This window comes from Pseudomonas extremorientalis (genome assembly GCF_024584605.1).
Taxonomy (GTDB): domain Bacteria; phylum Pseudomonadota; class Gammaproteobacteria; order Pseudomonadales; family Pseudomonadaceae; genus Aquipseudomonas; species Aquipseudomonas extremorientalis.
In genome coordinates, this window is record NZ_CP089519.1 from 722,156 (window position 1) to 738,485 (window position 16,330).

Annotated in this window: 7 protein-coding genes; 2 read left to right on the top strand and 5 right to left on the bottom strand. The window is 61.8% G+C overall.

Going from position 1 to position 16,330, the window contains the following annotated elements:
* Positions 1 to 17 precede the first annotated feature (17 nt).
* Positions 18 to 5,861, top strand: a complete 5,844-nt coding sequence (locus LUU92_RS03075) for a DUF4329 domain-containing protein (protein WP_257103143.1) — start codon at positions 18 to 20, stop codon at positions 5,859 to 5,861.
* Here LUU92_RS03075 and urtE read toward each other — a convergent pair.
* The 5 genes from urtE to urtA all read right to left on the bottom strand — a co-directional run bounded on the left by urtE (position 5,851) and on the right by urtA (position 11,505).
* On the bottom strand, positions 5,851 to 6,549 hold the full coding sequence (gene urtE / locus LUU92_RS03080) for an urea ABC transporter ATP-binding subunit UrtE (protein ID WP_071491627.1): 699 nt from the start codon (positions 6,547 to 6,549) through the stop codon (positions 5,851 to 5,853). The genes LUU92_RS03075 and urtE overlap by 11 nt on opposite strands.
* Positions 6,550 to 6,698: 149 nt before the next feature.
* Positions 6,699 to 7,532: an urea ABC transporter ATP-binding protein UrtD gene (urtD, locus tag LUU92_RS03085; protein ID WP_172963310.1), complete on the bottom strand. Its 834-nt coding sequence runs from the start codon at positions 7,530 to 7,532 to the stop codon at positions 6,699 to 6,701.
* Entirely contained in the window at positions 7,529 to 8,596 is a 1,068-nt protein-coding gene (gene urtC / locus LUU92_RS03090; RefSeq protein WP_071491625.1) for an urea ABC transporter permease subunit UrtC, read from the bottom strand. Before urtC ends, urtD begins: the two co-directional genes overlap by 4 nt.
* Positions 8,596 to 10,098: an urea ABC transporter permease subunit UrtB gene (urtB, locus tag LUU92_RS03095; protein ID WP_071491624.1), complete on the bottom strand. Its 1,503-nt coding sequence runs from the start codon at positions 10,096 to 10,098 to the stop codon at positions 8,596 to 8,598. Before urtB ends, urtC begins: the two co-directional genes overlap by 1 nt.
* 141 nt (positions 10,099 to 10,239) lie before the next feature.
* A complete protein-coding gene (urtA, locus tag LUU92_RS03100) occupies positions 10,240 to 11,505 on the bottom strand; it encodes an urea ABC transporter substrate-binding protein (protein WP_071491623.1) in 1,266 nt (421 codons plus the stop codon).
* 263 nt (positions 11,506 to 11,768) lie between these two features.
* Between urtA and LUU92_RS03105 the strand changes: the two genes are divergently transcribed.
* Positions 11,769 to 16,325 carry a DUF4329 domain-containing protein gene (locus LUU92_RS03105; protein WP_257103144.1) on the top strand — a complete coding sequence of 1,519 codons (4,557 nt, stop codon included), beginning with the start codon at positions 11,769 to 11,771 and terminating at the stop codon, positions 16,323 to 16,325.
* Positions 16,326 to 16,330: the final 5 nt, after the last annotated feature.

Consider the following 16,330-nt stretch of genomic DNA (forward strand, 5'->3'; position numbering starts at 1 on the left):
CCATAACAGATGGGCACATGCCCGCCCTCAGCCCACCCTTTATCAGCGCCGATGATGCGGCGTATTGGGCCCACACGCAGATAGGCAGCAAGCGCGATCGCGAGTACGGCGGTGCGATTCTCAAGCACGCCGGCCAGTACTTCGCGACAGTGCCAAAGCAGGGTGCCACCAAGCAGATAGCGCTCGACAGTGTGATCCCGATCAGAGATGGCAAGCCGGTTCTACCGGCGGATTACACCTGCTCCGGGTTTTACCATTCCCACCCTGATACCGATGATGATTTTCCCTCAAGGATGTTTCCGGCCAGGCAGCGTTCAATTCTGCGAGGCTTGTTTTCGTACCCCGACATGCAGGTCATCTTGCGCTTGAGCGGCCACGTCCCGGCGCATTATCTGTCTGGGCCAGATGGCACCTTGTTGAAATTCGTCGTGCGGACCCAGGCAAAATTGCAGGCGTTCGTTACCTTGCTTGACCCCGCCCGCAACCCGGAGATCGACTTTTTCAAGGACTATGTACCGCAGGTGGCCGAGGCCGGCGCACTGTGGGTGCTGGTGCCCAACGCTGCCTGGGGCGGTGTGCGCGGGCAGGTCAGCAAAGACTGGGTGCTCAAGGAGTGGGTGAAGAACAAGCCCTTGAAGGGCCGTGAGCGGATGCAACCGCTCTTTTCCGCTGTCTTCGCACGTTCCCAGCTGTCAGAGCTGATTGCTTTCACGGACCAGGCGTTTGACCAGCCGTTCTGGGGGTATCTGCTCAAGGCAACAGACCTCGATGAATACGTCTATGTGCCTGGCGAGGGCACCTTGGATGAATGGGGCCAGCCGCACACACTATTCCCGCGTGGTGCCGACGGTCAGACGCAATTGCCGCCCGGCTTTCTGATCGAGGGCGTCTTGATGCGTCTGGTCGATAAAACCAAGCCACCTTTTTTACCTTCGCACCTGGCACCTCTCGTCGAGTTGCTGGCGGACGCTCCCGCGCTACTTGACCCTCTGCGTCCGCCGACCCTGTTGCAAAGGCTCCCCGATGGAGGCTTGAACAGTTACAGGTTCTCGGGAACGGATGCCGAGTCGTTGTTGTTGGGCAAGGGCGGGGCGGTCGCACAGCGGCAGATCGAGAGCGGCGCGCTCACGGTGTTCCGTTACTTTGACCGTTTGGCGAGCATGGGCGAGATGGCCGTTCTGAAGGCCGGAGTAATTTGGCCGCGTGCAGGAAAGATTCATCCGTGGTTTGAAGAGTTAAGACCCCATTTCAGCCCGGATTTTCTCCGGCCCGATGACGCTGCCCGATACCTCAGTCAGCAAGTGTTGCGGCGTGACATCTCCCATTTTGGCTACATCCTGCAGCGTAATGACGGCAGGTTTGTGGCAACCGGGCTGATTACCGACATCAACCGGCTGGTGAGTATGGGGCTGTCAAAAGGGCGCGTTCTTGATGTCCTGACATTGCCTGCGGATTATCGCTATTACGGTTTTTTTGTTGCCGTGGGCAGCAACCCTGAAGAATTGAAGCGGATGCTGGCTACCCAGCCGGATGTTGAAGGAGGGCGCTCGCTGGATGAGCGTTTGCTGTTGACGCTGACGATTCCCTATCGGAACTACGTCGCCAGCCTGACGGCGGATGGTCAGCCCATTCCTTGCCTTTACTATTCGGGCACGGCGGGTTCGCTGGTCAAATATGTACGCAGTGGCAGCCCACAAGAGCGCGAGTTTCATACGGCGCTGAAAGCGATCATCGACACCGGTGTCTTCAAACCTCGCGTAGATGGTTTCCGCGGTACGCCCTTGCAAGTCGTCAGCAAGATGGCAAGCCTGGGTGAATTTCATGTTATCGAGACCAATGCTGTCTTCGGCGACTCCCGTGGCAGGCTGCCTGTGACATGGAATGCCTTTGAGCCATTTGTCTCCGTGTCTCCTGTCGATCCGCCGTACAACTGGATAGTGCCTTTCCCGGAACAGGCCGCAGAAGTGGCACACGGGCAGTTCGGCCTCACGCCGCAGCTGCGACAAGTCGCCTTTATTTTGAAAGCTACCGAGGCCCAAGCGTACTTCTCGACGCAGCCTGCGCCCGTCGGTAACCGGATGTTTTCGCCGTCGTCGGTTTTTACCCAGGATGCCAAGGGCGATCCAGCGATACCCGAGGGGTATGAGGTCCATGGGATATGCTACCAGGCGCTGCCTGACCTTGGGATGAAAACGCTTCAACACTGGTTGTACGAAAGCTTTGTCGCGCCGCAGGACCTGGCGGCTGCAATCGCCCAGGCCCGAGAATCGAAACGGGCGCTGCGCACGCTCTACTTGAGCACGCGGGACGGCGCGCAGCTGCAATACCGTTTCAGCGGGACGGGGTTGGAGAGCCAGCTGTATGACGTCACGCCCACCGGAGAGGTCAACGATAATGGCCATCAGGCGAGCTTGCGCTCTGGGGCCGTGACCCCCACGGAATATGTACTTCGGGTTGCGGCGGCGGGCGAGCTGTCGGTGTTGGTGGCTGGCAAGCTGTGGGATGTCCAAGGCCGCGTGGAACAAAACTGGCGGCCCTTTGCGCGCTACCGCATGCCGGAGTTCAGTCCACCGTTTCTGCAGGCCGATGATGCTGCACGGTTTGCCCATGAACAGGTGGGTTCCGATCGTTATGGTGAATACTGCGGTTGCATCCTCAAGACACCCGACCAGCGTTTCGTCGCCACGCTGCCGGTGGCGTGCATGGAGGAGCAGCGGTTTGCGATCGGCACGGTGTTTCCTGCTGACCACAGCGGTGTGCTGTTGGTCCCTGAGCCCTATGTGATTTACGGGCAGTACGCGTCATGTCGGTCGGTTGCTCGGCTGGACAAGGCCCGCATGCAGCGCAACGGCTGGTCACGTGAGCAGGCCAGTGTCGATTGGCAACTGTTCAGCGATGCTGATCTGCGCAACCTCATCGGCAACCGGCATTGGGTCTCCACCGGCTACCTCTCCTGCGACGAGGACGCCCTGATTGCCTTTGATCTCACGGGCGCCAAGGAGCAATTGGATGAATTGAACCCAGACACCTCCTCGGCGCCCCGCGAGCCGCAGGCCAGAGTGCGGCACTTGTCGGCCATCGGCTTGCGCATTGTGCTCGGCAGCCCTTTGTGGGGATTACCTGGCGGTGCTTCATCAACCTGGCGCGCTTACGCGCCAGCGGCGACGTTTGAAAAACCGCAACAGGCGGCCTTCGGTGCGGTGTTTTCCACTGCCAAATCTGCTGTCATAGATGCTCACATGCGGTTGCGACGTAGCTATCAATCGGCGCAGACGGCTTTTGCCTTTCTCCTCAAGCACATCCACAAAGATGAATATGTGGTGAGTGAGGCTGTTCCCGCAGATGCCACCAACCCGCTGTTTACCCTGGCGAGCTTGTTTGGTAGCCAGGATGACGGAACGTTCATTTACCCGTCGGCGTTTGCTCTTCACGGTCTGTTCTACGTGCGCCGATGGATGCCCGATAATTTGCAAAATCCACAGCGATGGTTGGCCAGGTATTTCTTGTCTTCTGCGGACTTGTACAGCGCCTTTCAGGCCGCCAGGCGTTGGCGCGACAAGGGCAGCAGCGTGACCTTGCCTGTATTTATTTCAACCCTGGACACTGCACTACTCCAATACCAGACGGCCGTTTCGACACGGTTGTTTGATCCGGAAAAACAACCTTCCGGCCTCTTTGAAGACGTGCATACCCTTCTAAGTGGTGGCCAGTTGTCGGCTCAGGAATTTGTCAAAAAAGTCATCGGCATGAGCTGGCTCAGCGTGCTTGTGCCCAGCGAATGCTGGGATGAGGACATCGCCAGGCTAGGGAACGATTGGGGCCCTTATGCCGACTTCAGTCGCAGGGCATTGAGCCCGGCGTTCTTTCACCAGGCAGATGCGCTGCGCTACGCCCACCAGCGCCTGGGCAATCGCCGAGACAGGGTGTACGGCGGCTTGTTGCTCAAGCGCGTCGACGGCCTGTTTGTCGCCACCGAGCCGCTGCCTGTCGCGACCGAAAACTTCGATCCCAAATGGATCCTGCCCGATGAAGATGTGCGTGCGGACTGGTTGGCACCAGGCATGACCCTGGTGGCGCGCTATCGTTCGCGGCAAGACGTACTGCCCTCCTTTGTGCTGGACGAGGATGGCGAGGCGGTCTATCGAGCGATGTTTTCCACCGATGTGCTGGGCACGGCGCTTACGTGCCAGCACCTGTGGAGCCATGAGTACCTGTTTGGGGTGGATGGCTCGGTGATCGGTTTCAGTTGTAAAAGCGCAATGGACGCGACGCAGCAAGATCCGCTTGCCAATGACCTTGATGTACTCCGGCGGGCATTGGCACCGGCTGAGCAAACGCCTCACGACCCGCTGAGCAATGCCCTCGAGAAACAGCTGCGCGACGGTAGCCTGACGCCTGTCGAGTTTGTCAATCGGGTGCTCGAGGTCGCCTCGATGACCGTAGTGCAAGGCAGCGCGCTATGGGGCAACGCTCAGGTGCTGGGCCGCGGATGGCTGCCTGCACGTGGTTTTATCACGCCTGATCGGTTCATCCATGCCACAGCCGATCGTGCCTTGGGGCCGGTGTTCAGCCATATCGATGATGCTGCGCGCAACGCCCATGAACGCGCTGGAGAGCGAGATCGCCTGACCTACGGTTTTATCTTCAAATTGGCCAATGGGCACTGGATGGCCAGCCTACCGGTGGACGGGGAGAACCGGCGTTTTCCCTATGACAGGGTGTTGCTGGGCGGGCATTTGCCGGTGGGCTGTACGGTGGCGGCACTCTACCTGTGCGCCCCGGCCCGGCAGCCGGAAGAATTATTGGCATCACCGGTCTATCACGCCTTCATCCCGCCGAGCCTGCTGCGTGCCGCGTTAGCGGTGGTGCGTACGAAAAAAAATGCCGGGGCTGCGCCTTATCTGCCGTTGTACCTGTCCTGCGCCGACAGCGCCCTGCTCAAATACCGTGCCTCACGCCTGGACAGTGACTGGGACACCGAACCGCAGTTGCAGGCCTACATCCGCATGTTGAATGGGAACTTCAACCCTCAAGACTACATACGCCAGGTCGCCCGGGCCGGTCAGCTCGAGGTGCTGGTGACGGGGGCAATCTGGGCAGGCCAAGGGCCGGTGTCACAGTCCTGGAGTGACGGTGCACCCACTACGGTCGCCGAAGATCCGGATGCGCGGGTGGTGCTCGGGCCGCTGTTTTCTCACCCGGACGATGCCGCGCGTTATATGTGGCGCCGCTCACCGGCCGTTCCAGGCAAGGCCAGCATGGGGGCTATCCTGAAAAATGCTGCGAGCAACAGTTATCTTGCCAGTGAGCCGGTGGACGACAGTGGTCCCAGTGTTTATGTGGGGTTGCGCATGAATACGAGTGCCTATCGGCACCTGTTTGGCGGGGTGATGAACCTGATTGAAGGCTCTCAACCGCGTCCCAGATACCCCGAGGGCTATCACGTCATGGGGGTGCAGCAACTGCATAAATGGGACGTCAGCCTGGAGCGCCTGAGTGACCGACATGAACAAGCCATCGCCGAAAACTTTATCTCACAGAGGGAGTTTCGGTTTGTGGTCGACATGTTAAGGCAGGATAAAGTGGCTGGCGCCCGCTACTACTTCACTCCCAGAAATGGCGCCCTGTTGGTCTACGCGCCCAGTTTCGAGCGCGTCGAGCACGACCTGTTGCTGTCTGGCTGGATCGACCCCGTATCGGACAAACCCCGGCTCAAGACCAGCGAAGTCCTCACGGTCTTGTTCAATTCCGGCCGGTTGCATGTGTTGGAGCCCGACCGTTTCTGGCAGCCCAAGGGGCATGTCGCCTCACGGTTTTTGATGGCGTTGCGTAAAGCGCAGCAGGCTCAACTCAGATCGTGACGAGGCCACGCACACCCTCGCTTTCCATCTGGTCTCCGCGCCCCTGCTGCACGATCTCGCCCCGGGACATCACCAGGTACTGGTCGGCCAGCTCGGCGGCGAAATCGTAGAACTGCTCCACCAGCAGGATCGCCATGTCACCGCGTGCGGCGAGCTTCTGGATCACCGCGCCGATTTCCTTGATCACCGAAGGCTGGATGCCTTCGGTGGGCTCATCGAGGATCAACAGGCGCGGCCGGCTGGCCAGAGCGCGGCCGATGGCCAATTGTTGTTGCTGGCCACCGGACAGGTCGCCGCCGCGCCGGTGTTTCATTTGCAGCAACACCGGGAACAATTCGTAGATAAAGGCCGGCACCTCCCTGGCCTCCTTCGCGCCAAAACGCGACAGCCCCATCAGCAGGTTTTCTTCCACCGTCAGCCGGCCAAAGATTTCCCGGCCCTGGGGTACGTAGGCGATACCGGCGTGCACCCGCTGGTGCGGCTTGAACGCCGTGATGGCCCGGCCTTCCCAGGTCACCGCGCCTTCCTTGGCCGGCAACAGGCCCATCAGGCACTTGAGCAAGGTGGTCTTGCCCACGCCGTTGCGCCCGAGCAGGCAGGTGACTTCGCCGACCTTCACGTCAAAGGACAGCCCGCGCAGAATGTGGCTACCGCCGTAGTACTGGTGCAGCTTGTCGACTTGCAACATATCCAAAACCTCCTCGATCCCCCTGTGGGAACCGATTCAAATGTGGGAGCTGGCTTGCCTGCGATAGCGGACTATCAGTGACAACTGTTTGGCTGATCCGTCGTCATCGCAGGCAAGCCAGCTCCTACATAAACCAGTCTGTGGCAGCCTTATCGGCCGAGATAAACCTCGATCACCCGCTCATTCTCTTGCACCTGCTCCAGCGACCCTTCGGCTAGCACACTGCCCTGGTGCAACACCGTCACATGGTCGGCAATCGAGCCGACAAAGCCCATGTCGTGCTCCACCACCATCAGCGAATGCTTGCCCGCCAGGCGCTTGAACAGTTCGGCGGTGAATTCGGTCTCGGCGTCGGTCATGCCCGCCACGGGTTCGTCCAGCAGCAACAGTTGCGGGTCCTGCATCAGCAGCATGCCGATTTCCAGGAACTGCTTCTGGCCGTGGGACAGCAACCCGGCCTGGCGCGGTGCGCAGGCGGTCAGGCGGATGGTGTCGAGTACTTCATCGATGCGATCTTTCTGCTCGCCACTCAGGCGTGCGCGCAGGCTGGCCCACACCGATTTGTCGGTCTTCTGCGCCAGTTCCAGGTTCTCGAACACGCTCAGGGCCTCGAACACCGTGGGTTTCTGGAACTTGCGACCGATGCCGGCCTGGGCGATCTGCACTTCGCTCATGCCGGTCAGGTCGAGGTTTTCGCCAAACCAGGCGGTGCCGTGGCTGGGCCGGGTCTTGCCGGTGATCACGTCCATCAGCGTGGTCTTGCCCGCGCCGTTGGGGCCGATGATGCAGCGCAGTTCGCCGACGCCGATGTACAGGTTCAAGGCGTTGAGTGCCTTGAAGCCATCAAAGCTCACGCTGATGTCTTCCAGGGTCAGGATGGTGCCGTGGCGGGTGTTCAGGCCCTTGCCGGCCGCCTGGCCAAGGCCGATGGCGTCGCGGCCGCTGCCCGCATCGAAAATGGGTTCCAGCATGACGTTCCTCATTTCTTCAACAGGCCGATAATGCCCTTGGGCAGGTACAGGGTGACGAGGATGAACAGCGCCCCGAGGAAGAACAGCCAGTACTCCGGGAAGGCCACGGTGAACCAGCTCTTCATGCCATTGACCACGCCAGCGCCGAGCAATGGGCCGATCAGCGTGCCGCGCCCGCCCAGGGCCACCCACACGGCGGCTTCGATGGAGTTGGTCGGCGACATTTCGCTGGGGTTGATAATGCCCACCTGCGGCACATACAGCGCCCCGGCCAAACCACACAACACCGCGCTCAACACCCACACGAACAGCTTGAAACCACGCGGGTCGTAGCCGCAGAACATCAGGCGGTTCTCGGCATCGCGCAGCGCGGTCAGCACCCGGCCGAACTTGCTCTGCGCCAGGCGCCAGCCGATGTACAGGCTGGCCACCAGCAAGGCGACGGTGGCGACAAACAGCACCGCCCGCGTGCCCGGCTCGGTAATGCCAAACCCGAGGATGCTGCGGAAATTGGTGAAGCCGTTGTTGCCGCCAAAGCCGGTCTCGTTGCGGAAAAACAGCAGCATGCCGGCGAAGGTCAGGGCCTGGGTCATGATCGAGAAGTACACGCCCTTGATCCGCGAACGGAAGGCGAAGAAGCCGAACACCAGCGCCAGCAACCCTGGCGCGAGCACCACCAGGCACAAGGCCCAGAGGAAGTGCTCGGTGCCCACCCAGTACCACGGCAGTTCGGTCCACGACAGGAAGGTCATGAACGCCGGTAACTCATCGCCGGCGGCCTGGCGCATCAGGTACATGCCCATGGCATAACCGCCCAGCGCAAAGAACAGGCCGTGTCCGAGGGACAGCATGCCCGCGTAGCCCCACACCAGGTCGAGGGCGAGGGCGACAATGGCGTAGCAGAGGATCTTGCCCACCAGGGTCAAGGTATAGGCCGAGACATGAAAGAGATTGTCCGGCGGCAACAGCGACAGCAGCGGCAGCGCGAGCAGCGCCGCGAGGATCACCGCGCCGAGGGCGATCGTCAGCTTGGGGCCGGCCTTTTGTGTGGCCGTGAGCATCAATGGCTGGTTCATCAGTCGATCACCCGTCCTTTCAGTGCGAAGAGTCCCTGCGGGCGTTTCTGGATAAACAGAATGATCAGCGCGAGGATCAGGATCTTGCCGAGCACGGCACCGATCTGCGGTTCCAGGATTTTGTTGGCGATGCCCAGGCCGAACGCCGCCGTGACGCTGCCGGCCAACTGACCGACGCCGCCAAGCACCACCACCAGGAACGAGTCGATGATGTAGCTCTGGCCCAGGTCCGGGCCGACGTTGCCGATCTGGCTCAGAGCGACCCCGCCCAGACCTGCAATACCCGAACCCAGGCCAAACGCGAGCATGTCCACGCGCCCGGTGGGCACGCCGCAGCAGGCGGCCATGTTGCGGTTCTGGGTGACCGCACGCACGTTGAGGCCCAGGCGGGTCTTGTTCAGCAGCAGCCAGGTCAGCAGTACCACGCACAGCGCAAAGGCGATGATCACGATGCGGTTGTACGGCAGCACCAGGTTGGGCAGCACCTGGATACCACCGGACAACCACGCCGGGTTGGACACCTCGACGTTCTGCGCGCCGAACACCAGGCGCACCAGTTGGATCAGCATCAGGCTGATGCCCCAGGTCGCCAGCAGGGTTTCCAGGGGCCGCCCGTAGAGGTGACGGATCACCGTGCGCTCCAGGGCCATGCCGATGGCGGCGGTGACGAAGAACGCCACCGGCAGCGCGACCAATGGGTAGAGCTCGATGGCCGCCGGTACGTAGCGTTGCATCAGCAGTTGCACCACGTAGGTGGAGTAGGCACCCAGCATCAGCATCTCGCCGTGGGCCATATTGATCACGCCAAGCAGGCCGAAGGTGATCGCCAGGCCCAGGGCCGCGAGCAGCAGGATCGAACCCAGGGACATGCCGCTGAAGGCTTGCCCGAGCAGTTCGCCGATCATCAATTTGCGCTTGACCTGGGCCAGGCTGGTTTCGGCGGCGGTATGTACGGCAGCATCGCTTTCAACGCCCGGCGCAAGCAGGGCTTCCAGGCGCGTGCGGGCCAGCGGATCGCCGGTACTGCCGAGCAAACGCACGGCATTCAGGCGAATGGCCGGGTCGGTGTCGACCAGTTGCAGGTTGGCCAGTGCCAGGCTGAGGGCGCTGTGCACCTGCTCATCGGTTTCCGTGGCGACTTGCTGGTCGAGGAATTTCAACTGCGCGGGTTGCGCGCTTTTCTGCAAGGTCTTCGCGGCGGCCAGACGCACCTTGGGGTCGGCGGCGAGCAGTTGCTGGCTGGCCTGCACGTTATCGATCAGGCCGCGCAGGCGGTTGTTCAGGCGTACGGTCCTGGTCTCACCGTTGACGGTGAGCTGACCTTGTTGCAGGGCGTCCACCAGCTCGATGCGCGCCGGGTCAGGCTGGGCGGCCCAGTCCTGGAGCAGTTTGGCTTGTTGGGTGGGGTTGGCGGCCAGGAAGTCTTCGGCGTCGCTGGCGTGTGCGGCCAAAGGCAGCAACAGCAGGGCCGTGAGGATGAAGCGGTACAGGGCAGTAGGCATAACAAAATGTCCTGATCACGCGCAAGCTTGATGTGGGAGGGGGCTTGCCCCCGATGGCGGTGGGTCAGTCAGCACATGCAGAGCCTGACACTCAGCTATCGGGGGCAAGCCCCCTCCCACATTTTTATCTGCGCTTGGGGCTTAGTTACTTTTCACCGCATAGTCCGGCTTCTTGTCATTGCCGGGGATGTAAGGGCTCCACGGTTGTGCGCGGATCGGCTCCTGGGTCTGCCACACCACCGAGAACTGCCCATCGGCCTGGATCTCGCCGATCATCACCGGCTTGTGCAGATGGTGGTTGGTCTTGTCCATGGTCAGGGTAAAGCCCGATGGCGCGGCGAAGGTCTGGCCGGCCAGGGCTTCGCGCACTTTGTCGACATCGGTGGACTTGGCTTTCTCGGCAGCCTGCGCCCACATGTGGATGCCCACGTAGGTGGCTTCCATCGGGTCGTTGGTCACGGCTTTATCCGCGCCCGGCAGGTTGTGTTTCTTGGCGTAGGCTTTCCAGTCGGCCACGAACTTCTTGTTCACCGGGTTCTCCACCGACTGGAAGTAGTTCCAGGCCGCCAGGTTGCCCACCAGGGGCTTGGTGTCGATACCACGCAATTCTTCTTCGCCCACCGAGAACGCCACCACTGGTACATCGGTGGCTTTCAGGCCCTGGTTGGCCAGCTCTTTGTAGAACGGCACGTTGGAGTCGCCGTTCACGGTGGAGATCACCGCGGTCTTGCCGCCGGCGGAGAACTTCTTGATGTTGGCGACGATGGTCTGGTAGTCGCTGTGCCCGAACGGGGTGTAGACCTCTTCGATGTCCTTATCCGCGACGCCCTTGGAGTGCAGGAACGAGCGCAGGATCTTGTTGGTGGTGCGCGGGTACACGTAGTCGGTGCCCAGCAGGAAGAAGCGCTTGGCCGCACCGCCTTCTTCGCTCATCAGGTACTCCACCGCCGGGATCGCCTGCTGGTTGGGCGCCGCGCCGGTATAGAACACGTTCGGCGACATCTCTTCGCCTTCGTATTGCACCGGGTAGAACAGCAGGCCGTTGAGTTCTTCGAACACCGGCAACACCGATTTGCGCGACACCGAAGTCCAGCAGCCGAACACCACGGCGACCTTGTCCTGGGTCAGCAACTGGCGGCCCTTCTCGGCGAACAGCGGCCAGTTGGACGCCGGGTCGACCACCACCGGTTCGAGCATCTTGCCGTTCACGCCGCCCTTGGCGTTGATCTCGTCGATGGTCATCAACGCCATGTCTTTCAGGGACGTCTCGGAAATCGCCATGGTGCCGGACAACGAATGCAGGATGCCGACCTTGATGGTCTCGGCGGCCTGGAGGGTCCAGCTCATGCCCATGGCGGCGATGGATGCCGACAGTGTGAAAGCCTTGATCAAGCTGCGACGTTTCATGGTGCGATCTCCGTGAACCCAAGTGTTGTTGTTGGACAGATGCAGGGACGATTGCAAAGGCTGTGCCCGGTCGCTCAGGGGGCAGGCGCCAGGGCGGTATCCCGGTGGGCCGGTGCAGTGATGCGCACTGAAACGGCGCTCGACGGGGCCGGCGGTGCAGGCGGGGCGTTATTTTGGTGCGAGGTGCCGGCTAACTATTTAGCACCTGCAAAACGCGCGCAGGGAGGATGGTAGATCCTTCGATTCTGTTACGAGGTGTCCTCATGGACGACAAACCACCGCGCGCGGAGCGTGCAGCTATCCCACAGGGGCATGCCAAGCTGGGCACGTTGACGCCGGCCTTTATCAGTGCGGACGATGTGGTCCGTTATATCCACGGGCGCATCGCCCAACCCTTGAAGCTGGAGCACGCCAGCGTCATTCTGCAGCGCTTATCCGACGGTCTTTACCTGGCCAGTGAGCCCATCTCCGATCGGCCCACGGTCTTCAATTTCAACCTGTTGCTGGATCGCGACCCGGTCACCGAGGACTTCATCGATCCAGAAGGTTTGCGCATCGTCGGCAGCTGGCATACCCACCCGAACATGACCGAGTGGGTAATGCAGCAGAACCCCAAGTGGTCGGCGAGCGAAGTGAAAGCCTTCCAGGGTTTTTTTTCCGAGCCGGACATCATCTTCCTCTTTCAGGATCGCCATAAGTTCAAAAGCGCCTACCTGTCGGGGCCCGACGGGACCTTGATCAAGTTCGAGCCTGATGACTCTACGGCGGGTGCCGAGTACGGGCGCTGGTTGCGCTACCGAGAAGGCGGATTTGATTCACCCCATGCCCACGCCGGAGACATGATCGGCTACTACAAGAAGTTGGCATCGCTTGGGCGCCTGAGCTTTTTGGCGTCCATTCCTGTCTGGGGGGATTCGGTAGGGGAGGTTCCCACGGGCTGGGAACCCTACAAGCCATTCAAGGCGCCGCCGCTGCCGTTGCCTTGCGGACCGGTGTTTGCCGACAAGGACCAGGCTCTGGCGCACGCCTGGTCGCGCATCCAGCGCAAGCCGACGGTCAAGCAGCGTGTGTTGATCCTGCAACGCGACGGCAACGAGGGCTACCTGGCTGGCGAGCCCGAGCTGATGGCCACGGTTGGCGATGCATTGCCCGTATTGCCCGCCGGCTGTCACCTGCATGGTATCTACTTCCACTCCCGGCCTTTGCCGGGGCAGTACCCAGACCAGGAAGCCTGGCTGTACAAGAACTTCGTCAGCCCCCTGGAGTTGGCGCAACATATCGCGCAATTCCGCCAGTACAGGCGGGGGCCGCAGCCCACGCTGGGGGGCTCGCTGTACATTCGTATGCGCGACGAAGCGATCCTGCGTTATCGCTTCTCGGGTTCGGCCGCCGAGTCCCAATTGTTCACCCAGGCGGCCGACGGCACAGTGACGGACAACGGCATCCAGGACAAGTTACACGAAGGCACGCTGCTGACCCGTGACGTTGTCCGGCAAGTGGCCAGGGCCGGTGAGCTGACGGTGGAAAAGACCAGCGTGTTATGGGATCGCAGCGGCGTGGTGGACGATACCTGGACGCCTTACTCGCGGTTCCCGTTGCCGGAATTGAGCTCGGCATTCCTGACCGCGGACGACGCTGCGCGCTATGCCCATGTGCAGATAGGGTGCCAGCGTGAGCATGTCCATGGCGGGATGATCCTCAAGCGGGCCGATGGCCGTTTCGTGGTGACCGAGCCGGTGCCGTCCGGGCCACGTCCGTTCGCTTTCACCGGGCTCTATCCGCTGGACCGCCAGAAAATGCCGATTATCCTGCATCCCGGCCACCAGTTGCATGGCCGCTACGGGTCGCGGACCGCCCTGTCGCTGACAGACCCGGCCATTGCGACCCAGCGCCAGTGGACCCGCCAGGAAACCGAGCTGAACGCCCAGATGTTCCTTCCCGACGATGTGGCCGACCTGTTGGCAACGGGGCAGGTGGGTTACTTGTCTGGCACCGAAGACTGCCTGCTGGCCCTGGCTCCTTCAATCACCACCCCGGCATGGCGCCAACAATGGTCCGCCGAGGCGGCGGGCAAGCAAAGCGCGATCAACCAAAAACTGGAGCAGGGCAAGCTCAAGCCGGCCGACGTGGTCCGCGCACTGGCCGAGTCCGGGACGCTGCGGATAGTGCTCGGCAATGCGCTCTGGGGGCCCGCCGATCCCGTCGAACTGGATTGGGGGCCGTGGGTGCGCTTGCTGACCTTCCAGCGTCCGCAGAGGGTCAGCCATGGGCCGATCTTCGCCAGCGCCGACGCGGCCGCCGACTACCTCTATCAACACCGCCCCCATTACCAGGGGGAAGATCATGTCAGCCGGTATTTTGCATTCATCCTCAAGCACCGGCTCAGGGAAGAGTATGTCGGCAGTGAGCTATTCCCTGTGACCCGGCAATCGGCGCTGTTTGCCCTTAATAAGCTGTATGGCGACGAGCTGCCTGACGATTTCGACTGCCATAGCCTCTATTACAGCAAACCGTGGATCGGCAACGGCAACGCCGGCTGGCTGCAACGCTTTTTCATCGAACCGGAAGACTTGAGCGAGGCGCTTTTCCAGGCCCGGGTCAATGCGCTGCGCCCGCCCCTCGGCGCGCCGGTGTACATCGCAGTGCCGGAGGGTGCCCTGCTGCGTTATCAGTCCCCCTCCAACCAAGGCTTGTTCGAGGCCAACAGTAGCGGCGACGATGCTGCGACTGTGCGGGCCAAGCTCACTATCGGCACCCTGGAACCCCTGCAATTTGCCCGTGATGTCGCCACTTCGGGGCGTCTGGACGTGATCCGCACAAGCGCGTGCTGGGACAGCTATGGCCAGGTGACGGGGCTGTGGACGCCCTACGAACATTTGGTGCGCCGCCGCCTGAGCCCGGCCTTCCTGTCGATGGACGACGCGGCACGTTATATACGCCGTCGCGTGCCGACCAGCATCGACCAGCCCTATGGCGGGCTTATCCTGCGGCGCGATGATGGCTGGTTCTTCGCCACCGAACCGTTAGGGGTGCCTGACGACAGCTTTGATCTGAAATGGATCTTTCCCGATGAGCTGACCACCCGTGGGGAACATCCCTTGCGTACGTCGCCGGTGGCCAGTTACTACGCGAGGCCGGTGGAGCAGTGGCCGTTCGTGCTGTCGCCTGAGCAGTCACAGGTGTACGGCAACATGTTTTCCACCCGTGCGCTGGCGCAAACCTTCTTGACCGAGCGGGCGCGCATGGCTCACTACTGGCTGGCCGCCGATGGTGCATTGCTGCGCTTGAAAAGCCGTCCTGACGAAAAAGCCCCGTTGGTGACTCAGGCCGACCTGGTCACGCGCCCGCGCAATCTCCATGACTGGTTCAACGGCAAGCTTGAACGCCTGGTACGAGAAGGCAGGTTGACCCCCACCGAATACGTCAACCGTGTCGCCATGACCTTCGACTTACAGGTCGTGCAAGGCAGTACGCTGTGGGGCGACGAAGGCGCGGTGCGCAGTTGGCGCCCCCATGCAGCGGCGACGTCGACCGATGACGCCTATGTGAGGGCGCGTCACGACCCTGCGTGCAGCCCGGTGCATGCCCAGGCCGATGACGCCGCACGCTACGCCCACGAGCTTGTCGGTGCGCGCACCGAATTCCAGTTCGGTTATGTGCTGGAGTCAACCAGCAACGGGCATTTCATCGCGACGTTGCCGGTCGAGGACGGGGGCTCCAGCCTGGCCCACCGTCGAGTATTCAGTGATGCCGGTTATCCGTATCGCTACAAATTGGCCGGCCTTTACCTGTGTGCGCAGTCATCGTCCGATGTTGCTCCCGGCAGTCCGTCGCGGGCGGGCGACAGTGTCTATCAGGGTTTGTTCTCGCCGTCCCGGCTGATCGAAGCGATGTACCAAGTGCACGCGGTGCAAGGCCGTGACGCGCTGCCTCTGTACCTGTCTTGCGCGGACGGTGCGCTGCTGCGGTTTGTGGTGCGCGACCCGCGCTTTACCGCGTACGGCGATGACCTCAAGTTGCGCCTGCGGCTGCTCAGCCCGCGCGACTTCATCCGGCGCATGGCGGCAGCGGGCGATTTGCATATCCTGGTGCCCAGCGAAAATTGGCCGGGCGCCGGTAAAGTGGATGCGCTGTGGCAACCGGGGCGTTCCCGTGGCGCCGAACCTTTCGGCAGCCGCTGGGCGCTGGGGCCGATTCATGCGCACGGGGACGACGCGGCGGGATTCGTGCATCAACACGCGGGGCGTTTTACCGGCCAGCAAGCGATCAGCGCGTTGCTGGAAAGCAATGGGGCAATGGGCAAGCACGCAGCGGTGCTGGCGTCGCCGGACAGCGGTTTTCCATCGGCAGTAGCTCCCGTGTTGTTCGTGAAGCAGCCTTGGCCCGAGGGCTGGCAAGTCTGGGCGGCGCACCTGCTGTTCCACGCCGGGTTGGATCAGCCGCTGCTTGGGGGCGAGCGCTCGTATGGCGAATACTTCGTCAGTTTTCGTGAATTGGCGTTCTACATTCACACGCTCAAGCAGCAAGGGCTGGCTATCAACGGCTTTTACCTGACGGCTCGGGACGGTGCCTTACTCAGCTATACGCCGCACTTCGACCAGGCGGAATACAAGCTGCTGACGACCACCGGCAAGTGGACCGCTGAGGGTGGCTACACGGCGTCCGCGCCCGTACCCTCCCAAGTGATTGGTGAGCTGGCGCGCAGGGGGCGGGTGCGGGTGTTGCACCGCGGTGAGTTCTGGACCCAGCGCGGTGTGTTGCGTGGCGACCTGAAACTACCTGGCGGGCCCACCCAGCGTCCATTGCGGAATGAACTGTGAGTCCC